This window comes from Acidovorax sp. LjRoot38 (assembly GCF_964252975.1).
Taxonomy (GTDB): Bacteria; Pseudomonadota; Gammaproteobacteria; order Burkholderiales; family Burkholderiaceae_C; genus Acidovorax; species Acidovorax facilis.
Genome location: NZ_CAXUPT020000002.1, coordinates 393,760 through 417,627 on the forward strand (window position 1 = coordinate 393,760; position 23,868 = coordinate 417,627).

Sequence of the window (23,868 nt, forward strand, 5' to 3'; positions counted from 1 at the left end):
CACAGCTGACACGGCATGGTTCGGACGATCAATCCTCAGCCCACAAACTTGCCGTTGGCGCCCATCACCCCCAGGTCCAGAAAGCGCGAGCCCACATACGGCGCGCCGCCGGCGTAGTCGATGGACAGGCCACCCAGGTCGCTGCTGCGGATACCGGCCAGTGCGCTGCGCAACTTGGCGCGGGTGAGCTCACGTCCGGCGCGTTCCAGGCCTTCGGTGAGCACGCGGGCATTCACATAGCCTTCAAAGCTGCGGGCCGAAAACTCCTGGTAGCCCAGCGCGCGCATGGCTTTCTGGTAGTCGCGCACCACGGCCACGCTGGTGCGGGCCGCGTCGGGCAGCACCATCGACAGTGCAATGCCCGAGGCCTTGCCGCCCAGCTGGCGCAGGTTGTCGCCCGACAGCGCTACGCTGGTGGCGGCCAGCGGCGTGCTGGACGACACCTTCTTGAACTCGTTGACCAGTGTGGCGGTAACGTCACCTGCGGTTCCGAGAAGCACAGCGGCGGCCTTGGCGGCCACGGCCTTGCCCACCACATCGGGCACCTGCGCGCCCTGTGCATCCAGCTTGAAAGCCTTGGGCGCGGGCTGCTTGGCGGCTGCCATGGCCTTGTTCACGTCCGCCAGAAACTCGCGGCCAAACGCCGTGTCTTGGTACACGATGGCCAGGTCGTTCATTCCCATGGACACCAGCTTTTGCGTCAGGCGCTGGGCTTCGTCGGCGTAGCTGGCGCGCACGTGGAACACCGAGCGGTACTCGGCCTTGCGCAGCGACGTGGCACCGCTCTGTGGGGCCACATAGGGGATCTGCGCCTCGTCCACCAGCGGCAGGATGCGCTGGTTGTTGGCCGTGCCCATGCAGGAGATCAGCGAGACCACGTTGGCGTCGGCAATCAGCTTTCGCACGTTGTCTTCGGAGCGCGCGGCGTCGTAGCCGTCGTCCAGTGCCAGCAGCTTGATCTCGCGGCCATGGATGCCCTTGGCGTTGGCCTGTGCAATGCCCGCATCCAGCCCTTGCTTCAATTCCTTGCCCAGGCTGGCCAGTGCGCCGGTCATGCCGATGGAGCAGCCAATGGTCACGCTCTTGGCGTCCATGGGGTCCTGCACGCCCACGGCGCGCGAAGAGGTGGCAAGCAGCAGGCCGGTGCTGGCGGCCACAAGGGATTGGGTGAACTGACGGCGTTGCATGGTCAAAAAAACTCGCAGGCAAAAAAGCCACCAGCCCCGGATGGTGGCTGGTGGAGGGTGGACTGGGGAAGGTCGATAGACCTAGGGTTAACCCTGATTTTATCTACCCAGGCTGGCAATTGGCTGTCAAAGGCCTGGCAGGCCTGGGGGTGTCCTCTTTACACCGTGCTGCCAGGGCCCGCTGGCGCGCGCATGCTGCCCGTCTCCACATACCGCTGGTGCCACGACAGCGCCTCGTTCAGCAGGTGGGGTGTGTGCTGGCCCACGGCGCCCCGCTTGGCGCGGGCCACGTAGTCGTGCAGCGCAGGGCGGAAGTCGGGGTGCGCGCAGCGGTCGATGATGATCTGCGCCCGTTGCGAGGGCGAGTGCCCACGCAGGTCGGCCAAACCCTGCTCGGTCACAAGGATCTGCACATCGTGCTCGGTGTGGTCCACATGCGAGGCCATGGGCACGATGCAGGAGATGCTGCCGTTCTTGGCCAGCGACGGCGTCATGAAGATCGACAGGTAGGCATTGCGCGCAAAGTCGCCCGAGCCGCCGATGCCGTTCATGATGGCGGAGCCCATGATGTGGGTCGAGTTCACGTTGCCGTAGATGTCGGCCTCGATCATGCCGTTCATCGCAATCAGGCCCATGCGGCGGATCAGCTCGGGGTGGTTGCTGATCTCCTGCGGGCGCAGCACGATGCGCTGCTTGTAATAGTCGATGCGCTCGTTGAAGTCCTGCATGGCCGCAGGGCTCAGCGACAGCGCCGTGGCCGATGCGCTGGCCAGCGTGCCCGAGCGCAGCATGTCCAGCATGCCGTCCTGCAGCACCTCGGTGTAGGCCGTGAGGTTCTCGAACGGGCCGTTATTCAGCCCCGCCAGCACCGCGTTGGCGATGTTGCCCACGCCCGACTGCAGCGGCAGCAGGTCTTTGGGCAGGCGGCCCTTCTTCACCTCGTGCTGCAGGAACTCGATGATGTGGCCCGCAATGCGGTTGGAGGTGTCGTCCGGCGCGGCATACACACTGTTGCGGTCGGGCTGGTTGGTCATCACCACGGCGATCACCTTGCTCGGGTCGCAGCGCAGATAGGGCTCGCCGATGCGCTCGTCGGGCCGTGTCATCGGGATCGGCTTGCGGTGCGGCGGCACATCGGTGCCGTAGTAGATGTCGTGCATGCCCTCCAACCCCGGGTGGTGCCATGCGTTCACCTCCAGGATGATTTTGTCGGCCTGGTCCAGCCAGGTCTTGTTGTTGCCCACCGAAGACGAGGGGATCAGCCGCCCGTCGGGCAACACGCCCGCCACCTCGACCACGGCCACATCCAGCTTGCCCAGAAAACCGAACCACACAAACTGCGCCACGTGCGACAGGTGGATGTCCACATACTGCATCTGCCCCGCATTGATCTGGCGGCGCACCGTCGGGTCGGACTGGTAGGGCAGGCGCATCTCGATGCCGTCCACCTGGGCCAGTGCGCCGTCCAGCTCAGGCGCGGTGCTGGCCCCCGTCCACAGACCGATCTTGAAGCCATGGCCCTGCGCGTTCAGGCTTTCGATGCGGCGGGCCAGCGCGCCCGGCACAGCCTTGGGGTAGCCCGCGCCGGTGAATCCGCTCATGCCCACATGGGCGCCGGCAGGGATCAGGGCGGCCGCTTCATCGGCGGACATGGTGCGGGAGAGAAAGTCGGGGTACAGCACCCGATCGGCCAGGGACATGGACAAACTCCGCAAAAAGAAAAAGGCCACCCGCCCGGTGAGCGGATGGCCCTGTGGACAAAACCCAGGATGCTAGCCTTCGTTCCTTACAAATTAAGGGTTAACCCTTACAAATGCGGTCCGGCGTCCCCATACCCGCAGATTACGCCGCTTTGCGGTTGAGCAGCGCGTACAGCAGGATCGCCCCGAACGTGGCGGTGCCGATGCCGCCCAGCGCAAACTGGCCGAACTTGAGCGTGAAGTCGCCCGTGCCCAGGATGAGGGTGATGGCCGCCACGATGAGGTTCTTGTTCTGCGAAAAGTCCACCTTGTTGTCCACCCAGATCTTGGCGCCCGCCACCGCGATCAGGCCAAACACCACGATGGACACGCCGCCCATCACCGGCAGCGGAATGGTCTGGATCAGCGCGCCGAACTTGGGGGAAAAGCCCAGCACCAGCGCAAACACGCCCGCCAGCAAGAACACGGCGGTGGAATAGATCTTGGTGGCGGCCATCACACCAATGTTTTCGGCGTAGGTGGTCACGCCTGTGCCGCCTGCGGCGCCGCTCACCATGGTGGCCACGCCGTCGCCAATGAACGCGCGGCCCATGTAGCGGTCCAGGTCCTGGCCCGTCATGGCCGTCACGGCCTTGATGTGGCCCAGGTTCTCGGCCACCAGGATGATGGCCACGGGCGCAATCAGCAGCATGGCATTGGCTTCGAACACCGGCGCAGCAAAGTTGGGCAAACCAAACCATGCGGCGTTGGCCAGTGCGGACAGGTCCATGGGCTTGCCCAGCCCCAGGCCATTGGTCAGCACCGCGTAGATGATGCTCGCCACGATCAAGCCCACCAGAATCAGCAGGCGCTGCACCATGCCGCGCGTGAGCACGGCCACCAGGCCCACGCTCACAAAGGTCACCACCTGCATCCAGCTGTCAAAGTTGCTGGCCGCCATGTTCTTGATGGGAATGCCCGCGAGGTTCAGCCCGATCACCGCCACCACCGAGCCCGTGACCACGGGCGGCATGAAGCGCTCGATCCAGCCCGTGCCAATGGCCTGCACCAGCGCGCCGATGAGCGTGTAGACCAGGCCACACGCAATGATGCCGCCCAGCGCCACGGCAATGTTGGCGTTGGCACCTTTGCCCGCGTAGCCCGTGGCCGCAATCACCACGCCAATGAACGCAAAGCTCGACCCCAGGTAGCTGGGCACCTTGCCGCCCGTGACCAGGAAGAAGATCAGCGTGCCCGCGCCGCTCATCAAGATCGCCACGTTCGGGTCAAAGCCCATCAGGATGGGCGCCAGCACCGTGGCCCCAAACATCGCAATCACGTGCTGCACCCCCATCACCGCCGTCTGCGGCCAGGGCAGCCGCTCATCGGGCCCAATCACCCCACCTTGTTGCAGCACTTCAGCGCTTTTTGTGCGCCAGTTCATGAATCCCATCTTGTCGGTTCCTTGTTGTTGAGGCGCGAATGCTAGTGGATGGGTGAGGCAATGCCGCGAAGCTGCAACTCTTTCGCCGGGCGCCCGCCGTGCCCCGGGTTAGCATTTGGGCCTACCCCGCTCTGCCCCTTGTGGGCACCGCCGCCATGCACTCTCAGCCGTCCTGCCCCAACTGCCGCCAGCCCATGCAGGCCCACCGGTTCACCAGCAACCAGGGGCACTCGCTGGAACTGGACATCTGTTTTGCCTGCCAGGGCCTGTGGTTTGACAGGCACGAAAACCTCAAGCTCGCGCCCCCGTCGGTGGTCGAGCTGTTCCGCCTGCTGCACGAACACCGCACCGACCAGCACCAGCCCCTGGCAGAACGCATGGCCTGCCCGCGCTGCAACACCAGCCTGGCCAAAGGCTTCGACGTGGTGCGCAGCGGCCGCTACATGATCTACCGCTGCGGGCGCCTGCATGGCCGCTTCAGCACCTTCTCGTCCTTCATGGTCGAAAAAGGCTTTGTGCGCCACATGACGCGCCCCGAGATCGACGACCTGGCCAAACGCGTGGGCGCCATCTATTGCACCAGCTGCGGCGCCCCCGTGGACATCCGCAAGGACCACGCCTGCCCCTACTGCCGCGCCGCGTTCTCCCTCATCGACCCCGACGCCGTGGTGCGCGCCATGGAGGGCTACGCCAAGGCCAGCAGCGAGCGCACCACCCACGCCACCCCCTCGGTGGACATCGGCGACGCCCTGGTGGCCCTGGAGCGCGACCGCAGCCGCGCCGAACGCGAGCGGCAAAAGCGCGCGTTCACCAGCACCAGTGATGCGAGCGACAGCTCATTCACGGGCGATCTGCTGACGGCCGGGGTGGAATTGGTGTGGGCCTTGATCAACACCAGAAGCCATCACTGAGGGCTTCCGAGGTGGAGCATGACAACGCCTCCCACCACGCACACCAGACCCACTACTTTGATGACACCCACTGGCTCGCCAAACAGCGCCATCCCCACCACGGCTGCGGCCGCCGTGCCGCTGGCCGCCCAGACTGCATAGGTGAGGCCCATGTCGAGCTGGCGCATGGCAACGGCCATGAGCCAGATGGCGAGTGCGTAGCACGCAGCTGCCATGCCTGACGGGAGGAGTCTGGAGAAGCCATCGGAGTACTTGAGCGCGACGGTTCCGGCAACTTCTGCAATGACGCTGGCTGCGACGAGCAGCCAGGCCGATAGGTTTGGATTCATGGGGCACCTTGGCCGAACATGCCCGTTTGTCACTTGTACCGAGTGACACGGGCAGTACGATGAAGCGGTACCCAGATGGTGAAGGGCCGCAGTGTAGCCACGCCCTTGCGATCCATCAAGAACACCCCACGCAGGCTCTGGCGGCCACTTGCGTTTGCGCGGATCATGGAGCGTTGACACAGCGGCAGCGCCGGATGGAGGGCGTGATGGTGTCCCTTCACGCACCCAGCCCATCCCCCGCACCACACTCCAACCCGTTCACAATGGCGCAGGCCTGTGTTCTGGTGGGCCCCGTCGCAAACAACCAACCAGCCGTGGCACCCGGTGGCCACAGGAGGAGAGGACCTTGCAGCCGCATCCGCCCCCAACCCGACGCCGTGCCCGCACCGCCGCCGCCCCGGCGCAGCGCAACCCTGAGAACGCGGGGGATGGCGCCGTCGCCTCCGACTCCGCTACCCCCTGCCTGCTGCAGCGCTCCCACCTGCGGGCCGTGCCCAGCACCCTCCTGATCCCGCTGGCAGCGCGCGCGCGCGGGAGCCGTTACTTTCCCTGGCTGGCCTGCAACGACGTGGTGGCCACCAGCCTGGTGGAGCGCCTGGGTGCCGATGTGGAACCGTGCCTGGACGACTTGCCCACGGTGCTCAACGTACTGTGGCGCACGCGCGCCATCAAGGATGCGGGCCGCAGTTTCTTCCTTGCGCACCCGAAGGCTGGCGGCGTGAGCCTGGGCTGTGGCCTGTCGCACCACTTTCAGTGGCTCGATACGGGCGCCAACCAGTGGCTCGATGCTGATCTGCCCGAGGTCATGGACCTGCGCCGCGAGCTGCTGCCGGTGCGCTGCCCGCGCACGCGCCATGCCACGGTGGACATCACGCAGCCTGGCTGGTGGCAGCGGCTGGGGCTGCCAAAGGAGGAAGGGGAGGGCGATGGCGCGGGCGTGCAGCCGGTGTTCATCGTCTGCGAAGGGGTGCTCATGTACCTGCAGCCCGCGCAGGTGCAGGCCGTGCTGCGCGAGTTTGCGCAGTGCGCGCCGGAAGGCTCGCGCCTGGTGATTGATGTCATGACGCACCGTGCCGTGGGCCGCGCGGCGCAGCACGCCAGCGTGGGACCCACGGGGGCGGAGTTCCACTGGGGCGTGGGCAGCATGGACGAGCTGGCCGCCGCACACCCGCGCCTGGCGCTGCTGCGCCAGCAGAGCGTGTCGGAGTGTTATGGCTGGCCGGGTGTGGTGCTGGAAACGTTGTGGTGGCCGTGGCTGGGGGCGCCGCTGTATGGCATGGCGACTCTCGGCGTGGACGGCGCGTAAAGCTGCTCACCGGTGGCTGCTTGGCAGCACGCTCCTAGGAGCGCGCCAGCTGCGCCCACACCGGCGCCTTGCCCGTCAGCTGCCCCACGATGGCGGCCTGCAGCGGCGGCAGCCGCCGGGCGCCCTGCAGCACCAGCTGCCGCAGCAGGCGCGGCACGGGGCGCGTGTCGGTATACAGCCGCACGATGGCATTGGTGCCCTCGTACATCGGCCATGCGTGGCGGTGGTGCGCCCGCGCATAGGTGGCCAGGGCTTCGCCATTGCCGATGTCGTGGCCCTGGCTGCGGGCCGCCACCACGGCGGCTGTCAGGCGTTCCACACCGGCCAGACCCAGGTTGTAGCCATGCGCCGTCACGGGGTGCATGCCCACGGCGGCGTCGCCCAGCAGCGCGCAGCGGTGGTCTGCAAAACGCTGTGCATACACGGCCACCAGCGGGTAGGCGTGGCGTTCGCCCTCCAGCTGCAAAGGCCCCAGGCGGTCGCCCAGCTGGGCCTGCACCGTAGCGGCGAAGGCCTGCGGGCTCTGGGCCATCAGCGCACCTGCGTCGGCAGTGCCCGCCGTGACTACCACCGAGCACAGCGCATGCCCCTCTTGGGGGTCATTGGGCAAGGGCAGCACCGCCAGCGTGCGTTCATAGCCAAAACACTCGTGCGCCACGCCGCCATGGGGTTGGGCATGGCGCATGCGGCAAACGATCACGGTGCGGCCAAAGTCCGTCATGCGTGCGCCAATGCCCAGCTGCCGCCGCGTGGCCGAGAAGCGACTGTCCGCCGCCACCAGCAGCGGGGCCTGCAGACGCTGTGGCGATGGCGCGGGGCCATCGCTGGGGGCACCGGCGGGAGTCTGGGGAAGGTACTCCAGCTCGGCATGGGTGGACTGCGTGGCCACGCGCACCACCTGGGCGCCGGTCACGATGCGGACACCCGGTGTGCGTGCCGCTACGGCATAGGCCGTGCGGCGCAGTGCGTGGTTGGGCACGATGAAGCCCAGAGCCTCCAGCCCCGTACCCTGGGTGCCCAGCTGCAGGGCGCTGCGCTGGCCCAGCGGGCCGTCGTGCACCTGCGCTTCGCGGATGGTGCCCACCTCGTGTGGCGCCAGGCCGGCCCAGGTGCCCAGCCGCTGCAGTGTGGCCACGCTGGGGTGGGTGAGCGCGATCTCGCGGCCATCGGGCGCGGGGTGGGCCAACGTGGCCTCAGACTGCTGTTCGACCACGGTGGTGGTGAACCCGGCCTGCGCCAGGGAAATGGCCAGCGACAGGCCCGCAGGGCCCGCGCCGACGATGAGAACGTCGCTGTGTGAGGAGGAGGTCATGGCAAGAAGACCGGGCGAAGCAGCCCGGCATCCACCCTGCAACCGTGGGGTGGGGCTTGCCATTGTGGGCGGGCACTCCGCGCGGCGGTTTGCCCTGCATCAAGGCAGTGTGCCTGAATGCTATAAATTAAATAGCTAAAAAATGATACGGGATAAGCGCTAGGGCCTTAAAAAATCAAAAATTATGGTGCGTTACGAGCGTGCCGGTTTGCGCGCGCCCTTGGCGGGCTTCTTGCGGGCGCCACCCGCTGGCTTGCCGCGCAGGTGCAGCCCCCAGGTGACCAGCACCCACAGGTACGCCGCCAGCACGCTGTAGGCCGCCATGGCGGCCAGCGACAGCGGTGGTGCGGCGATGGAGCGCGGGCTGGCCATGGTCTCCAGCAGCTGGCGTGTGCCCGTGCCCAGCACCGGCATGGCCGCGCTGCCCGAACGTGCCATGCGTGCCGCCATGAAGATGAAGAACTCCATCAGCAACGCACCGATGACCCAGCAGGCCAGCAGGGCCAGGAGCTGCGCAAACGCCCTGCGGTCGCCCTTGGCCAGGAAGTAGATGGCCGACACCAGCACCAGGGCGGGCAGCAGCAGGGCCAGGGCAGGCCAGGCGGACATGAGGAGATGCATCGGAAGAATGTGGGGGCGGATCGGAGAGTGTGTCGGGCAGCGCCAGGGCTGCGGACTGCGAATGATAGAGGAGGCTCCCGGCACCCAGTGCCGCCCCAGGGCAGGGTCTGCCTGTACGGGGGCTATGGGTGCGTGTCGCCGTGCTGTCCCTGGCGGAAGGTGTTCGGTGTGCAGCCCAGCAGCGTGCGGAACGAGGCGATGTACGCGGCGGGGCTCTCGAACTGCAGGGCGTGTGCGATGCCCTTGACCGGGCGGCCCGAGGCCAGCAGATCGAGCGAGGCAATGATGCGCGCACGCTGGCGCCAGGCGCGAAAGCTCAGACCCGCTTCCGCCGTAAAGCGCCGGGTGAAGGTGCGGTCGGACATCGCGGCCTCGGCCGCGAGTTCGTGCAGCGAGAGCTGCCACTGGTGGGCCTGCAGCAACAGCGCGAGCGCGCGCCGCAGCCCTTCGCTGGCAGGCATCGGCAGGTGGGTGGGCAGGCAGGGCGTGTGCTGCAGCGTATGCAGCAGCAGGGACACCATCAACTGCCGCGTGGGGTGGTCGAACCCGCCGTTGAAGAGCCCCAGCACCAGCTGCTGGATCAGCGGCGACGCGATCACTGCGTGCACCTCGTCCCGGCGCGCAAACGATGCGCACTGCGCCACCAGCGCCGGCTGGCAGTACACCGTGCGCAGGTCGGTGGCGGAGAGGATTTCGATCGCATGGGCGTGGTGCGGGGGCACCCACAGCGCCCGCTGCGGCGGCACGGTCCAGCGCGCGTGGGGTGTCTCCACCAGCATCACGCCCCGCGTGGCAAACACCAGCTGGCCGCTGCGGTGCTGGTGCGCTGGCAAAAGTGTGCCGGCCGCGTGCGTTTTTGCCAGCGTGGCCCACAGGCCGGCGTCTTGGCGCCCTGGCGATGTTTGTTGGCGTTCTGGTGCTGACATGCCGTCCTATTATGAAACCACCTCCTCCCCACTCCTTCCCCAAAACCCGCCCCCAGCCCATGCACACCACCACCTTCCTTGTCCATGCGGGCCGCGAGACGGCCCACCCCGTCCAGGCCATCAACCCGCCGCTGGTGCGGGCCTCGACCGTCGTGTTCGACACCCTGGCTGCCTACAAACACGCGCACCACCAGACCGTGTTCGACTCGCCGCGCTACGGCCGCTCGGGCACCTCCACCACGTTTGAGCTGCAGCGCTGCATGGCCGCGTTGTCGGGCGCAGAAACCTGCCTGGCCACAGCCAGCGGACTGGCGGCCATCGTGGCCGTGCTCAGTGCCCATGCGGGGCCGGGCTGCCACCTGCTGCTGAACCAGGGTGTGTACGGGCCCACGCGCATCTTCTGCGACCAGGAGCTGGTGCCGCAGGGCACCACCGTCGAGTACTTTCCGGAAGGCGCCGACATCGCGCCCTACCTGCGGGACAACACCAGCCTGGTCTACATCGAGACCCCCGCGTCGCTGACCATGGAGATGCTGGACGCGCGCGCCGTGTGCGCGGCGGCACGCCAGCGCCACATCCCGGTGGCGGTGGATGCCACCTGGGGCACGCCGGTGTTTTTTGACGCCCACGCCCTGGGCGTGCACATCGCCATCCATTCGGCCACCAAATACATCAACGGGCACTCCGACCTCATGCTGGGGCTCATCACGGGTTCGCACGCAGACCTGGCCAGCACCCGGCGCTTTTGCGACCGCAGCGGCGCCCACGCGGCGCCCGATGTGTGCTGGCTCGCGCTGCGCGGCCTGCGCACCCTGGCGGTGCGGCTCGAACGGCACCAGCAGACCGCGCTGGCGACGGCCCAGTGGCTGCAAGAGCAGCCGCAGGTCCGGCGCGTGCTGTTCCCGGCGCTCCCCTCCGACCCGGGCCACGCGCTTTGGCGCGCGCAGTTTTCGGGCGCCGCGGGGCCGTTCACCTTTGAGCTGGCGCCCTGCAGTGAAGCCGCATTTGCTGCGTTCATCGACGCGCTTGCGCTCTTTGGCCTGGGCACCAGCTGGGGCGGGTACGAAAGCCTGGTGCTGCCCGCCGTGCCCTATGACCAGCGCCACCTGGCAGCGCTGCCGGATGAGGGTCGCCTTGTCCGCCTGCATGTGGGGCTGGAAGACGCCCGCGACCTGCGCGCGGACTTGGCACAAGCGCTCAGCGGTCTGGGCTGACCGGCACCAAGTGTCCCGAGTTGGAAGTTCGTTGATGAAATAAAGATGTCGAAATCGTCGTCAGGCAAGGCGCAAACCACAGCGATAGCCGGTGCTATCGCGAGGATTTGCAACGCAGCATGGCGGCGATTCTCGACGTCTTTATGAAACGAATTTCCAATTCGGGACACTAGCTCGCCACGAAGTCCACCACCGACTGAAGCACCTCTACCTGCTGCAGGATCTTGCGGTGCCCCAGCCCCTCGGTGGCCAGCAGCGTGGCGCCCGGGATGTGGTCGCGGTAGGCCTCGCCATCGGCAAAGCGGTTGATGCGGTCGCCCCGGTCGTGCACCACCAGCGTGGGCAGCGCGATGCGTGGGCCCACAGCCGGGGGCTCGAACTGGCGCATCAGGATGCCTTCTCGGGCTTCGATGCGCCGCTGCAGGGCGGCACGCGTGCGCTCCGAAAGGCCGAACACCTGCGCAAACAGACGCGTGTATTCGTGAGGCGACGCGGGTGGTGCCAGCAACACCAGCCGCTGGGTGGCCAGGCCCCGGCTGGCCGCGTGCGCCGCTGCGTTGGCAGCCAGCGAATGGGCCACCACGGCATGGGGCGCCGAGTCCTGTGCGTGCAGGCGGGCGGTGGCGTATTCGATGGCGCGGGCGAACTGCGGCAGGTTGCTCACGCGGCCTCGGCTGCCGCCGTGGGCGGGCATATCCACCAGCACCGGGCGCAGGCCGCGCGCGGTCAGGGCATCGGCCAGCGGCAGCATCTGGCGCGCATGGCCGCCCCAGCCGTGCAGCAGCAGCACCGTGGGGCCATGCGGCTGGGCCTGGGGCAGGTACAGCGTGATCTCGGCGTCTTCAAACGGCCAGCGCTCTGTGCGCCAGTGGCCGGGCGGCACGGCTTGGCGGCCGGGTTTGCGCAGGGGCAGGGGCGTGCCAAACAGGCGCGCAGCCACGCGCACGGCCAGTGCGGGCCACAGTCGCTCGGTGGCGCCCAGGGTCAGGCGCACAAGGCGCATGGCGGGGTGTTCGCCGTAGAAGCTGGACGTGGCCCGCAGGGCGGTGGATGAAGAGGAGGTGTTCATGGTGGGGTTCCTGAAGGGATGGAGTGGGGCGCGCGGCGCGCACCTCAGAAAAAGACCCAGTCCCGGTTGCTGCGCGGGAGGCTGGTGAGGGTGCTGCGCAGCGACCGGATGGCGCCCACTGCGGCCGCAATGGCGGCAATGCCCAGGATGATCAACATGGTGGTTCCTTTCTTCGCACGGTTGTGCGAAATTGGGACATAAAAAACAAGAGGTCTCCCTGTCACACCACCGCGTCTCAGGCGGGGGAAGGGAGGTAGCTCTTGACGAGGCGCGCCCAGGACGCCTCGGTGCGTGACACTGCCTGCGGATCGCGCAGGAAGCGGACGTCGTGCAACAAGCCCATGATCATGGAATAGATCTCGCCCACCAGCTGGTCGGGCGGGGTGTCGGCGGGCAGGTGGCCGGCCTCGATGGACTGGATCACCGTACGGCGCAGTGCCGCTCGCCAGCGTGTGATCTCTGAATGCAGCAGGTCGCGCAGCTCGCCCTCGCGGTCGTCCAGCTCGAAGGCCCCTGCGGTGTAGATGCAGCCGGTGAAAGCCTCCACATCGCGCGTGCGGGCAATCCAGCGGCGCACGATTTCTTGGAGGCGCGGCAGGCCCTTGGGGTGCTGCATGGCGGGCACAAACACATCGGCCAGGAAGCGGCGACCAAACTCCTCGATCACCGCCTTCTGCAGCGCCTCGCGCGAGCCGGCGCGCGAGAACACGCCGCTCTTGGACAGACCCACGCGGTCGGCCACGGCCTGCAGCGTGATCGACTCCAGCCCTTCGGCCGCAGCCAGGTCCAGCGCTGCGCCCACAATGGCCGCGCGGGTGAGTTCTGATTTCTGGGTCTTGGCATCCATGGGGCGAAATTTAGCACGAATGTGCGAAATATGCATTTCACCCTGCTGTCAACCGGGTGACGGGGTTGGCTGGCCTGCACCCCGTGCCACTGGTACGCTGCGTCGCCATGGAGACAACACACCAAACCCCGCCCTACATCCCCCAGATCCGCCTGTACCAGAACTGGCTGCGCGACCAGCGCGGCCTGCAGTTCGACAGCTACGACGCGCTGTGGCGCTGGTCCACCACCGAGCTGGATGCGTTCTGGCAAAGCGTGTGGGACTACTTCCAGATCGAATCGCCCACCCCCCACACCGCCGTGCTGGGCAAAAACACCATGCCCGGCGCCCAGTGGTTTCCTGGCGCTCAGGTCAACTACGCGCGCCAGGCGCTGCGGCATGTGGATGCCGCCCACGCCGCAGGCCTGCCCGCCATCATCAGCCGCAATGAAAAAGGCCAGCACCGCGAGCTGAGCTGGCCCGAGCTGCGCCGCCAGGTCGCGTCGCTGGCGCTGCACCTCAAGGCCCAGGGCATCCAGCCCGGCGACCGCGTGGCCGCCTACCTGCCCAACGTGCCCGAGGCCATGGTCGCCTTCCTGGCCACGGTCAGCATCGGCGGGGTGTGGAGCATCTGCGCGCCCGACATGGGCACGCACGCAGTGCTCGACCGCTTCCGCCAGATCGAGCCCAAGGTGCTGATCGCCGTGGACGGCGTGACCTACGGCGGGCGTGACCACGACCGCACTGGCGTGCTGGCCGAGCTGCGCGCCGACCTGCCCAGCGTGCAGCATGTGGTGTTGCTGGGTAATCTGAATGCTTCTGTTTCGATAGCTGGTTGCGCAAGCTGGACAAGCGCTACAGCTAAAAATGATGCTGAAACTGAAGCGTTCGAGCCCCTGTGGCTGCCGTTCGACCACCCGCTGTGGATCGTCTACTCCAGCGGCACCACCGGCCTGCCCAAGCCCATCGTGCACGGCCATGGCGGCACGGTGCTGGTGGCGCTGCAGCTCAAGGTGTTGCACAACGACATCGGCTGCAGCTACGAACCCAACAGTTTGGGCGAGCGCTACCACTGGTACAGCTCCACCGGCTGGGTGATGTGGAACGCGCAGCTCAGCGGCCTGCTCTCGGGCACCACCTGCGTGATCTACGACGGCAACCCCGGCGGCAGCAAGGACCACCCCGATTGGGGCGTGCTGTGGCGCTTTGCGGCCGAAACGGGCGTGACCTTTTTCGGCGCGGGTGCGGCGTTTTTTGCCAACTGCATGAAGGCGGGCATCACGCTGGCCGACTTTGGCGACCTGACGCGCATCCGCGCGCTGGGCACCACTGGCTCGCCGCTGTCGCCCGAGGTGCAGCAGTGGGGCACGGCGCAGTTCGAGGCCATTGGTACGCACGATATCTGGTGGAACAACATCTCGGGCGGTACGGATTTTTGCGGCGCCTTTATCGGCGGCAACCGCGAGATGCCGCAGGTGCCCGGCGAGATGCAATGCCGCATGCTGGGCGCTGCCGTGGAGTCCTGGGACGCCGAGGGCCGCCCTGTGCAGGACGCCGTGGGCGAGCTGGTCTGCGCGCAGCCGATTCCGTCGATGCCCCTCTACCTGTGGGGCGACAAGGATGGTTCGCGTTACCTGTCGAGCTACTTCGACATGTACCCCGCAGGCCACGGCCGCCAGCCCGGCGGTGGCGATGGCCCCGCGAGCATGGGAGCAGTCTGGCGACATGGCGACTGGCTCAAGATCGGCGCCAACGGCGGCTGCGTGATCTATGGCCGCTCTGACGCCACCATCAACCGCCACGGCCTGCGCATGGGCACGAGCGAGATCTACAGCGCGGTCGAATCGCTGCCCGAAGTGCTCGACAGCCTGGTGGTGGACCTGGAATACCTGGGCCGCGAGAGCTACATGCCGCTCTTCGTCGTGCTGCGCCCCGGCAACGTGCTCGGCGATGCCCTGCGCGCGCGCATCAATGGCGCCGTGCGCACGGCGCTGAGCCCGCGTTTTGTGCCCGACGACATCTTTGCCGTGGCCGAGGTGCCGCGCACCTTGAGCGGCAAGAAGCAGGAGCTGCCCATCAAGAAGCTGCTGCTGGGCCAGCCGATCGAAAAGGTAGTGAACAAGGACGCGATGGCGAATCCTGGGTGCCTGGACTGGTATGTGGCGTTTGCGGCGCAGCGGGCGAAGTCGATGCAAAAAACATAGCTACCTGCGATTTGGGGAAAAGCGCAGGAGCCTGTTTTTATTTGAAATTTTCCTATCCGTGGGGTGCCTGGCCGTCCTTGGTTCCAGCCGCCCTGTTTCTCCTGACTGCTCGCCTCAGGGCGTGACGCCATGCCAGTGCCGCCGCGCAAGGGCCGCCCCGCCGCGCTGGCGGCGTCCCCCTTCAGGGGGAAGGCGCGCAGCGCCTCAGGGGGTTAGTCAAGCTTCGCGCCGGACGCCTTGATCAAGCGCTCCCACACCGGCCGTTCCTTCGCAATCGCGGCGGAAAACAGCGCGGGCGAGCTGTTCTGCACATCAAAGCCCATTGCCGCAATACGCTGGGCCACATCGGGCAGCTGCGTGGTCTTGCGTACCTCGTCGGCAATGCGCTCCAGGATGGCGGGCGGCGTGCCTGCGGGGGCACCAAACGCCAGCCAGCCCGCCACGCGGTAGGCCTCGTCGTTCAGGCCCTGTTCGGCCAGGCTGGGCACATTGGGCAGGGTGCCCATGCGGCGCTCGCCGCTCACGCCAATGGCTTTGAGCTTGCCCGCCTCGATGTGGGGCTTGACCTGCAGCGCGCTGGCAAACGCGATCTGGATCTGGCCGCCGAGCAGGTCCTGCACCATGGGCGCCTCGCCGCGGTAGGCCACGTGGCTCATGTCGGCGTTCTGCGTGAGGCTCATGTAGGCCCCGGCCAGGTGCGGATACGCGCCCGTGCCGTACGAGCCATAGGCCACCTTGCCCTTGTTGGCCACCACGTATTTGAGCAGTTCGGGCCCCGTGGATGCGGTCACGCTCGGGTGCGCCACCAGCACCAGCGGCGCGATGGCGATCTGGTAGATGGGCGCGATGTCCTTCTCGGGGCTGTAGGGCAGCTTGGTGTAGAGGAACTGGTTGGTGAGCATGGAGTTGCTCAGGCCCAGCAGCAGCGTGTAGCCATCGGGCGCCGCCTTGGCCACCGCGTCGGTGCCGATGATGCCGGCCGCGCCGGGCTTGTTGTCGATGACCATGGGCTGGCCCAGGCCTACGGCCATCTTCTCGGCCAGCACACGCGCCAGCACGTCGGTGGCGCCGCCTGCGGCAAAGGGCACCACGATCTTGATGGGCTTGTTGGGGTAGGCCTGCGCGAAGGCGGTCGTGCCAGTGCAGGCGGCGGCCAGCGCAGCGGCGCCGAGCCAGGTGCGGCGGGACATCAGGGGGTGGAAGGGCATGGGTTTGTCTCCTGTCATGGTTATAAAAATTCACTCAGCGGGCTCCGCGTGCATGGTGGCGGGCCGGGGCCTGGCTGTCACGCCATGGGCTTATGGGGCCTGGGGGCTCCCTGCGGCGGGGGCGGTGGTGATGCGCACGGTGATTGGCAGGGGCGCAAGCACCTCGCGCAGGCGGGCGGCCAGTACGTCTGCCTGCGCGCAGGGGGCCACAGCCACACGCACCGCGTTGTCGCCTTCGGGCTGCACCTGGGGACGGAGGCCGTTCGTGACTGGTCCGCACACCCCATCGACCAGCGCCTGCACCGTGTGGCAGGCCGCGCGCTGGCGCAGCTCGGGCTTGTAGATCTTGCCCACGTTGGTCACGGGCATGGTCTCCAGCACCTGCACCCAGCGCGGGCGGGCCACGGCCTCGTCCACGCGTTCGGCGGTGAAGGCCAGCAGTTCGGCCTCGGTCACGGCCTGTGCTCCGGGCACCAACGTGGCGTAGACCACGGGCAGCTCGCCCGCATAGGCGTCGGGCGCACCCACGGCGGCGCACAGCTGCACGGCGGGGTGGGCGCCCAGCGCGTCTTCGATCACCTTGGGGTCGATGTTGTGGCCGCTGCGGATGATGAGGTCCTTGGAACGACCGCTCAGGTGCAGGCGACCCTGGTCGTCCACAAAGCCGAGGTCGCCGGTGGCCAGCCAGCCATCGTGGGTAAACGCCTTGGCCGTGTCGGCTGCGTCGAGAAAACCCGAGAACAGGTTGGGCGACTGGAAAAGCACCATGCCCGGCTGGCCGGGTGGCAGGTTCTGGTCGGACGCATTGCCCTGCGCATCCAGCGCCACCACGCGCAGCTGCGTGTAGGGCAACCGCCAGCCCACGCAGCCTGCGGGCGCGCGTACGCCCGGCGGGGTGATGGTGGAGATGCCCGCCATCTCCGTCATGCCCAGACTTTCGTGGATGTGCAGGCCAAACAGGCGCTCAAAGCGCGCCGCCAGCTCGGGCGCGAGGATGGCCGCACCCGTGCGGCAGTAACGCAGCGTGGAGATATCGGCGCCGCCCAGCGGCACATTGGCCAGCGCCGCCAGCACCGTGGGCACGGCCGACAGGTAGGTGCAGCGGTAGCGCTCCACCAGCCGCCAGTAGTTGGCAATCACCTCGCGGTTGCGGAACAGGCCGGTGGTGGGGATGATGGTCTCCACGCCTGCCGACAGCGCCGCGAGCGAGCCCGGCAGCACGCCTGCCACATGGAACAGCGGGTAGCCGTTGATGCCCACGTCCTCGGGCCGTATGCCCTGCATCTGCACGCTGCCCCAGGCGGTGAACGCCTGCGCGCCGTGGCTGTGGCGCGCCAGCTTGGGCGCGCCGGTGGTGCCACCGGTGTGAAAGTAGGCGGCGATGTCCCTGGCTGCGATACGGCGACCGCTCACCAGGTGGTCGCCGGGGTGCTGTTGGCGCGCAGCCAGGTCCACCACGCCGTCGGGCAGCGGGCCTGCGGAACCAGGGGCTTCATCGTGGGAGGCCACGCGCAGCACGGTGGTGAGCGTGGGCACCAGGGCGCGCAGGCGCAGCGCCTTGCTCCAGTAGCCCACATCACCTTCGCCGCCATAGGCAATCAGCACCTTGGCACCCGCCAGGGTCATCATGGCCGCGATCTTCTCGTCGGTGAGCATGGGGTTGAGCGGTTGCACGATGCCCGCCGCCTCGCCGCCCCACAGGGCCAGGTGGTATTCCAGGCAGCCGGGCAGCAGCACGGCCACGGCATCCTGCGGGCCCACGTCAAGGTGGTGCAGCAGGTTGGCTGTCTGGTGGATGCCGGTGAGCAGCTGCGCATACGACCAGCGGATGGGTTCGTCTGCGGGGTCGGCCGTGGGCAAAAAGCTCAGCGCAGTCTTGTCGCCAAACGCCGCCGCCGAATTCACAAAGATTTCGTAGGTGCTTTGCACTGGCAGCGCTTCGGCCAGAGGGCGGGCTTCATGCCGTTCTACATCCTGCAGGCTGCGCACCGGGGGACCGGGGGAGAAAGGCGTGTGGAGCGGGGGCATCTGTGGGAGGCGCATGGCGGGTCTCGGGTCTGATGGGGCTGCGGGTCGGTCACCGACGGGGGGCGGATGCGGCATCGTCCTACCCGCCTGCGCCCGCCGCGTGGCCACAGTCTGTCTGTGTGCCGGCGCAAAAGCAGTCACGCAGATGTCAGAGAGGGTTCAGGACCCCCTGCGAGACCGTCCGCAAGCTCTCAGCGCCGGGTGGTGCTGCGGCACACCCATAATGGACCTTGTTGATTGCCACTGCGCGCCCCGCCGCGCGCCTTCCCTCCATGAACACTCCGCAGCCGCCCAAACGTTTTTCGATGATCCGTGAGTTCCACCTCGCCGACTGGTTCACGCTGGGCAACGCGGTCTGCGGCGTGGGCGCGCTGTTCTCGGTCATGTCGTACCTGGAAACGAACGACGTGCTGCATGTGTACTTTGCGTGCGCCCTGGTGCTGGCCGCGCTGATCTTTGATGTGCTGGACGGCCGCATCGCGCGCTGGCGCCAGAAGAGTTCGGCCATGGGCCGCGAGCTGGATTCATTGGCCGACGTGATCTCCTTCGGCGTAGCGCCCGCCATCATTGCCTACGGCTGCGGCATGCAGGGCCTGTATGACCGCATCGTGCTGGCCTACTTCGTGGCCTGTGGCGTGTCGCGCCTGGCGCGCTACAACGTGACGGCCGAAACCCTGTCGGGCGAGGACGGCAAGGTCAAATACTTTGAAGGCACGCCGATTCCCACCTCGATCATGCTGGTGGCGTTGATGGCCCTGGCCGCCTACCTGGGCGCTGTGCGCGAGAGCCTGTGGTTTGGCAAGGTAATCATTGGCGGCTTTACGCTGCACCCGCTGGTGCTGCTGTTTGCGGTGTCGGGCTCGTTGATGATCAGCCGGATTCGCATTCCCAAGCTCTGAGCCACTGGCTGCCCTGCCATCTCCTGTCCTGTCGTTCTGAATGTTGAACACCATGGCGCTCCAAAAAATCGCAGCGTTTTCCGACGGCACACGGGGCGGCAACCCCGCCGGTGTGTGGATCGGTGACGAGTTGCCCGCCCCCGTCGACATGCAGCGCATCGCTGCCGAGGTCGGCTTTTCTGAAACCGCGTTTGCCGCCCCACTGGACGATGGCCGCTGGAAGGTGCGCTACTTTTCGCCCGAGAGCGAGGTGCCTTTTTGTGGCCACGCCACCATTGCCCTGGGCGCCGCACTGGCGCAGCGCGAGGGCGACGGCGTGTTTGCGCTGTCGCTGAGCCAGGCCGAGATCACGGTCGAAGGCCGCCGCCAGGGCGATCTGGTGCAGGCGGCGCTGCAGTCGCCCCCCACGCGCAGCGGGCCTGTGCCTGCCACGTTGCTGGCCGACGCGCTGGCCCTTTTTGGCCTCAGCGCGGCCGATCTGGACCCGCGCATCCCGCCCGCGCTCATCCATGGCGGTGCCGACCACCTGGTGCTGGCCCTGCGCAGCCGTGCGGCGCTGGCGGCCATGCACTACGCGCTGGACGCCGGCCGCACGCTGATGGTGAACGCCAAGCTGGTGACCATCGTGCTGGTGTGGGTGGAGTCGGACCGGCTGCTGCACACCCGCAATGCCTTTGCCTCGGGCGGCGTGCTGGAAGACCCGGCCACGGGCGCCGCCACGGCCGCACTGGCGGGCTACCTGCGCGACCTGGGCTGGCCGCATGGCGGCGCCATCGATGTGGTACAGGGCGAGGACATGGGCATGCGCTCGCGCCTGCGCGCCGAGATAGGGCCGGTGGCGGGCAGCTCCATCCGCGTGTCGGGCACGGCACGGTGGATGAGCGACGGCGAATAACGCTTTTTGCTACAAATAGTATAGCTTTTAGCGCTTGATGGTAAAGCGCTAGGGCTTGTTTTGACTTGAATGTTGCGCTGTGCGCCCCGGCCCTGGCGGCGGCAGTGCACCTTGCAGGGCGTCCATCTCTTGCCGGAGCCATTGCACCAGGCACTGTGTCTCCGGCGACGGGTCTGGGGCCGTGCCGAAGTAGTGCCGGGTCAGCGGCAGCCGCAAGCTGGGCAGGGGCGACACCAGTCGCCCCGAGGCCAAGTCGTGGGCAATCAGCGACACCGGGGCCATCGCAAAGCCCAGCCCATCCACGGCGGCCTGCAGCACGAAGTGCAGGTGGTCAAACTGCAGGCAGCTGGCGGGCTGGAGCGTTGGCAGGTTCACCTGCTTCTTGCAGCTTTCCCAGTCCTTGCTGCGCGACTTGGACAGCAGCAGCACATGGGACGACAACGCCTCGGGCCGCGTCACCGGGCGCTGGGCGAACAGCGCCGGCGACCCCACCACCAGCGCTTCGTCTTCCAGAAACGGGTGGATCTGCATGCCTGGCGGCCACCCGCGCGGGCCGCGCCGCAGGGCCAGGTCGAAGGCCTCGGCCGCGTGGTCGGGTGCCAGCGTGCTGGTGATGACCTGGGGCTCGATGTCCGGGTGCTGGGCCACAAAACCCGGCAGCCTGGGGATCAGCCAGCGCACCGCAAAGCTGGGCCGCACGTTGATCTTGACGCTGCGCAGCCCGGCATCGCCCCGTAGCGACTGGGCAGCGGCGCCGATCTGCGCGAGTGCAGGCCCGACCTGCGCGTGAAACTGATGCCCCGCCGCCGTGAGCAGCACCTGCCGCGTCTTGCGCTCGAACAGGTCCACGCCCAGGTGCTCCTCCAGCGCCTTGATCTGGCGGCTGATGGCGCTGTGAGTGACATGCAGCTCCAGCGCAGCGCGTGTAAAGCTCTGGTGGCGCGCCGCCGCCGCAAAGGCGCGGACGGCGTTGAGCGGGGGCAGGCGGGGTGACATGCGTGCAATTTTGTCACGCATGGGGCGCAGCAATATCGTTTGTCGCGCCGGGCACCGCCGCGCACCATGCGGGCCATGCCACAGCCTCCAGCCAACCCCTCTGCCTCAGACCTCCACTCGCGCCGCGCCGCCTTGGCGCTGGGCCTGTCACTCCCCGGGGACACGGTGCTCTACCTGCTGCTGCCGATGTTTGCCCCGGCGTTTGGCGTCACCCTGTTCGAGGCGGGCATTCTGCTGGCCGCAAACCGCCTCGTGCGCATTGCGGGCTATGGGGCGGTGGCGCGGTTCTATGCCCGCCATGGCGAGCGTCTCACCTGCTCGCTGGCCGTGCTGGCCGCCGCCGCGTGTGCGCTGGGGTACGCCACCCTCAGCGGCTTCATCGCCTTGTTGGGCCTGCGGCTGCTGTGGGGCCTGGCCTTTGCGGCGCTGAACCTCGCGACGCAGGCGCTGGCCACGGCCGAGCCTCTGGGCGCAGCGCGACGCGCCGGACAGTCGCGCGCCTTTGCAGCGCTGGGGCCCATGCTGGCCCTGCCTGCGGGGGGTGTCTGCGCGCTCTGGTGGGAGCCCCGGGCCATCTTCTTTGCGTTTGCGGCTGTTGCGTTGTGCGCCTTGCTGGCCACGCGGCACTTGCCCGCCCAGCCGCATGCTCTGCCGCCACCGCCCAAGCGCTGGGGCAAGTTGCCGGGCCGCCTGGACCGTTTTTCCTTCGTCGAGGGGCTGGTGCTGGACGGTCTGTTCATCATCGGCCTGTCGTACCTGGGCCGCGATGTGCTGCCGGGCCATCCGGTAGTCGTGGCGGGGCTGTTGCTGTCGGTCCGCTACCTGGCCGAGATCGTGCTGAGTGCGGTGGGTGGCGACCTGGCCGAGCGCTATGGCGCCGAAGTGCTGCTCGTGGGTTTCGCCGTGCTCACGTCGCTGGCCCTGGTGGGTTTTGGCCTGGGGTGGCTGTGGACCAGCGCACTGGCCATCGTGATTTTGCGAGCCCTGTTGCTGCCGCTGTTGCCGCCGCTGGTCGCGCGCCGCACACCGGGGCCGGGGCGCATCCAGGCCCTGGCAACGCGGTCGGTCTGGCGGGACCTGGGTGCCGGTGTGGGCCCGGTGCTGGCGGGGGTGCTGCTGCCCATTGCGCCGTCCGCCTGGGTGTATGGCGTCGCAGCCTTGTTGCTGTCGGCCACGGCCATCGCCTGCTGGGCGCCTCGCGGCGATGGATAAGGCACGCAGCGGCCACCGCCCCCTTTTCACAAACCTCTGCCTTGGAGAATTGCCCTTGAACATTCACACCACCCTGATCCGCTGTGCCGGTGGCACGGTCGACCTCCCCGCGCGGCCCATGAACCACCGCGGCGATGGCGGGCATGTGCTGGTCCACCCGCCGCGTCCCGTCTGGGAACGCAGCGAGCTGACGCCCGAAGAGCTGGCGCATTGGTCGTGCCTGGTAGCCGCAACGGGCCGGGCCATGCTCGACACCTTGCCGCAGCTTGCCGGTGGCTGCCTGAACTACTGGGAGGCGGGCAACAACGCGCTGAACCCACTGGCCCATCCCCAGGGGCCGAAAGCCCCCGCGCTGCACCGCAAGATGCACCTGCATGTGATTGGACGAAGCCCCAGGGCCACGCACCCGGACTGGCTGTGGGGCGAACCACCCCGGTTCCCGAATTTTGCGCAGTCTGAGGCTTGGACCCAGCAGTTCACACGGCTTGAGGACGATGAAGGCGCCGCGCTGGGTGCGCGCATTCAGGTGTTGCTGGATACGCGGTATGCACTGAGTCTGGTGGGCTGACGACACCCGCCTGCAAAAGAATTGCTATAAAAATAGTAGCTTTAAGTGCTTGTTAATAAAGCGCTAGGCCGTATTTTTATGCAAACCCTTTTGTCACGGGTACTACGCCACCGCAGGCCGCCGGTTCACCAGCACGATGCCCGCCGCCACCAACACCAGTGCCGCCACCAGCCCCGGCGTTACCGGTTCGCCCAGCCACAGCGCGCCAAACAGCAGCGCAAACACGGGTGTGAGAAACACAAACACCGAGATCTTGGTGGCAGGGTAGTGCGCCAGCATCCACATCCAGGCGAGGTAGCTCACAAACGCACCCACCAGGGCCTGCACCAGCAGCGAGCCCCAGGCAAACACGCTGAACTGCCAGACCCAGGCCTCGCCCAGGCCCAGCGACAGCACTGGCAGCACCGCCGTGCTCACGCTCACCTGGTAGAACAGTTGCTTGGCCGGGGCCACGCGCGCCAGCAGCGTGGTGCGGATGACCACTGTAGTCAGCGCCCACATCAGCCCGGCCGCCAGCCCGAGCAGATCGCCCAGCCATGCCTGGGGCAGGGCGGCATTGGCAGGGCCCAGCAACCCGTCCCCCAGCGCCAGCCCCACGCCCACAAACGCGGCAGCCAGGCCCAGCCACTGCCAGCCCTGCAGCCGCTCGCCGGGGATGAAGCGCGGCAGCAGCAACGCCACCCAGAACGGCGAGGCATACAAAAACACCGTGAGCCGAGAGGCGGTGGTGTACTGCAGGCCCAGGTAGATACACGCAAACTCGCCCGCAAACAGCGCCCCGGCCAACAGCCCGGCGCGGGCCGCCCCGGCGGGCTCGGCCGCTGCCGACAGCCGCACGCCGCGCCACAGGCACCAGGCCGCCACCGCCACCGTGGCCAGTGCAAAGCGCACAAAGGCCTGGAACACGGGCGCCACCTCGGCCACTGTGGCCTTGACCAGCACCTGCTGGAAGCCCCAGAACATGCAGCACGCGAGCAGCAGGGAGATGGCGAGGGAGTCGAGGTGGGGCTTGCGAGAGAGGGCCATGGCGCGGT

Annotated in this window: 21 protein-coding genes; 8 read left to right on the plus strand and 13 right to left on the minus strand. The window is 67.6% G+C overall.

Annotation, left to right across the window (positions count from 1 at the left end; translation table 11 throughout):
• Positions 1-35 precede the first annotated feature (35 nt).
• The 3 genes from ACSQ22_RS04355 to ACSQ22_RS04365 form a co-directional block, all read right to left on the minus strand.
• On the minus strand, positions 36-1,187 hold the full coding sequence (locus ACSQ22_RS04355) for an ABC transporter substrate-binding protein (RefSeq protein WP_228896984.1): 1,152 nt from the start codon (positions 1,185-1,187) through the stop codon (positions 36-38).
• Between the two features lie 158 nt (positions 1,188-1,345).
• Complete coding sequence (locus ACSQ22_RS04360) at positions 1,346-2,887, minus strand: acetyl-CoA hydrolase/transferase family protein (protein ID WP_218301354.1); 1,542 nt, start codon at positions 2,885-2,887, stop codon at positions 1,346-1,348.
• 142 nt (positions 2,888-3,029) lie between these two features.
• Positions 3,030-4,319, minus strand: coding sequence for a solute carrier family 23 protein (locus ACSQ22_RS04365; protein WP_436129531.1), 1,290 nt, complete (start codon positions 4,317-4,319; stop codon positions 3,030-3,032).
• A 146-nt stretch (positions 4,320-4,465) separates the two neighbouring features.
• Between ACSQ22_RS04365 and ACSQ22_RS04370 the strand changes: the two genes are divergently transcribed.
• Entirely contained in the window at positions 4,466-5,221 is a 756-nt protein-coding gene (locus tag ACSQ22_RS04370) for a zf-TFIIB domain-containing protein (protein ID WP_436129532.1), read from the plus strand.
• Here ACSQ22_RS04370 and ACSQ22_RS04375 read toward each other — a convergent pair.
• Positions 5,215-5,550: a DMT family transporter gene (locus ACSQ22_RS04375; protein WP_121421825.1), complete on the minus strand. Its 336-nt coding sequence runs from the start codon at positions 5,548-5,550 to the stop codon at positions 5,215-5,217. The genes ACSQ22_RS04370 and ACSQ22_RS04375 overlap by 7 nt on opposite strands.
• 346 nt (positions 5,551-5,896) lie before the next feature.
• Here ACSQ22_RS04375 and ACSQ22_RS04380 point away from each other — a divergent pair, with 346 nt between their 5' ends.
• Positions 5,897-6,856 (plus strand): class I SAM-dependent methyltransferase, encoded by a 960-nt coding sequence (locus ACSQ22_RS04380; RefSeq protein ID WP_436129533.1) that lies wholly within the window; start codon positions 5,897-5,899, stop codon positions 6,854-6,856.
• Between the two features lie 34 nt (positions 6,857-6,890).
• Here the strand turns inward: ACSQ22_RS04380 and ubiM are convergent, their stop codons facing one another.
• From ubiM to ACSQ22_RS04395, 3 genes are all read right to left on the minus strand, one after another.
• Positions 6,891-8,168: a 5-demethoxyubiquinol-8 5-hydroxylase UbiM gene (gene ubiM, locus ACSQ22_RS04385; protein ID WP_436129534.1), complete on the minus strand. Its 1,278-nt coding sequence runs from the start codon at positions 8,166-8,168 to the stop codon at positions 6,891-6,893.
• Positions 8,169-8,360: 192 nt separating this feature from the next.
• A complete protein-coding gene (locus ACSQ22_RS04390; RefSeq protein WP_176887775.1) occupies positions 8,361-8,789 on the minus strand; it encodes a hypothetical protein in 429 nt (142 codons plus the stop codon).
• 122 nt (positions 8,790-8,911) lie between these two features.
• On the minus strand, positions 8,912-9,715 hold the full coding sequence (locus ACSQ22_RS04395) for an AraC family transcriptional regulator (protein ID WP_121507971.1): 804 nt from the start codon (positions 9,713-9,715) through the stop codon (positions 8,912-8,914).
• A gap of 59 nt (positions 9,716-9,774) precedes the next feature.
• Here ACSQ22_RS04395 and metC point away from each other — a divergent pair, with 59 nt between their 5' ends.
• Entirely contained in the window at positions 9,775-10,929 is a 1,155-nt protein-coding gene (gene metC, locus ACSQ22_RS04400) for a cystathionine beta-lyase (protein WP_436129535.1), read from the plus strand.
• 169 nt (positions 10,930-11,098) lie between these two features.
• On the opposite strand, the gene ACSQ22_RS04405 is transcribed toward metC, so the two are convergent.
• Together ACSQ22_RS04405 and ACSQ22_RS04410 are read right to left on the minus strand one after the other, a co-directional pair.
• Positions 11,099-11,998: an alpha/beta fold hydrolase gene (locus ACSQ22_RS04405; RefSeq protein WP_436129536.1), complete on the minus strand. Its 900-nt coding sequence runs from the start codon at positions 11,996-11,998 to the stop codon at positions 11,099-11,101.
• 235 nt (positions 11,999-12,233) lie between these two features.
• Positions 12,234-12,845: a TetR/AcrR family transcriptional regulator gene (locus ACSQ22_RS04410; RefSeq protein ID WP_055396204.1), complete on the minus strand. Its 612-nt coding sequence runs from the start codon at positions 12,843-12,845 to the stop codon at positions 12,234-12,236.
• A gap of 107 nt (positions 12,846-12,952) precedes the next feature.
• Here ACSQ22_RS04410 and ACSQ22_RS04415 point away from each other — a divergent pair, with 107 nt between their 5' ends.
• Entirely contained in the window at positions 12,953-15,028 is a 2,076-nt protein-coding gene (locus tag ACSQ22_RS04415) for an acetoacetate--CoA ligase (RefSeq protein WP_436129537.1), read from the plus strand.
• A 212-nt stretch (positions 15,029-15,240) separates the two neighbouring features.
• On the opposite strand, the gene ACSQ22_RS04420 is transcribed toward ACSQ22_RS04415, so the two are convergent.
• Complete coding sequence (locus ACSQ22_RS04420; RefSeq protein WP_436129538.1) at positions 15,241-16,236, minus strand: Bug family tripartite tricarboxylate transporter substrate binding protein; 996 nt, start codon at positions 16,234-16,236, stop codon at positions 15,241-15,243.
• 90 nt (positions 16,237-16,326) lie between these two features.
• Positions 16,327-18,279 carry an AMP-binding protein gene (locus ACSQ22_RS04425; protein WP_436129539.1) on the minus strand — a complete coding sequence of 651 codons (1,953 nt, stop codon included), beginning with the start codon at positions 18,277-18,279 and terminating at the stop codon, positions 16,327-16,329.
• A gap of 257 nt (positions 18,280-18,536) precedes the next feature.
• On the opposite strand from ACSQ22_RS04425, the gene pssA reads away from it, so the two are divergent.
• Both pssA and ACSQ22_RS04435 read left to right on the plus strand, forming a co-directional pair.
• Positions 18,537-19,163, plus strand: coding sequence for a CDP-diacylglycerol--serine O-phosphatidyltransferase (pssA, locus tag ACSQ22_RS04430; protein WP_121507966.1), 627 nt, complete (start codon positions 18,537-18,539; stop codon positions 19,161-19,163).
• Positions 19,164-19,215: 52 nt separating this feature from the next.
• On the plus strand, positions 19,216-20,058 hold the full coding sequence (locus tag ACSQ22_RS04435) for a PhzF family phenazine biosynthesis protein (RefSeq protein ID WP_108497960.1): 843 nt from the start codon (positions 19,216-19,218) through the stop codon (positions 20,056-20,058).
• 48 nt (positions 20,059-20,106) lie between these two features.
• On the opposite strand, the gene ACSQ22_RS04440 is transcribed toward ACSQ22_RS04435, so the two are convergent.
• The gene (locus ACSQ22_RS04440) at positions 20,107-21,054 is read right to left on the minus strand and encodes a LysR substrate-binding domain-containing protein (RefSeq protein WP_436129642.1); all 948 of its coding nucleotides are present in this window, start codon (positions 21,052-21,054) and stop codon (positions 20,107-20,109) included.
• A 66-nt stretch (positions 21,055-21,120) separates the two neighbouring features.
• On the opposite strand from ACSQ22_RS04440, the gene ACSQ22_RS04445 reads away from it, so the two are divergent.
• A complete protein-coding gene (locus ACSQ22_RS04445) occupies positions 21,121-22,266 on the plus strand; it encodes an MFS transporter (RefSeq protein ID WP_436129540.1) in 1,146 nt (381 codons plus the stop codon).
• A 55-nt stretch (positions 22,267-22,321) separates the two neighbouring features.
• Complete coding sequence (locus ACSQ22_RS04450) at positions 22,322-22,834, plus strand: hypothetical protein (protein ID WP_436129541.1); 513 nt, start codon at positions 22,322-22,324, stop codon at positions 22,832-22,834.
• A gap of 102 nt (positions 22,835-22,936) precedes the next feature.
• Here ACSQ22_RS04450 and ACSQ22_RS04455 read toward each other — a convergent pair whose 3' ends face one another.
• Positions 22,937-23,860, minus strand: coding sequence for a DMT family transporter (locus ACSQ22_RS04455; protein WP_436129542.1), 924 nt, complete (start codon positions 23,858-23,860; stop codon positions 22,937-22,939).
• Positions 23,861-23,868 lie beyond the last annotated feature (8 nt).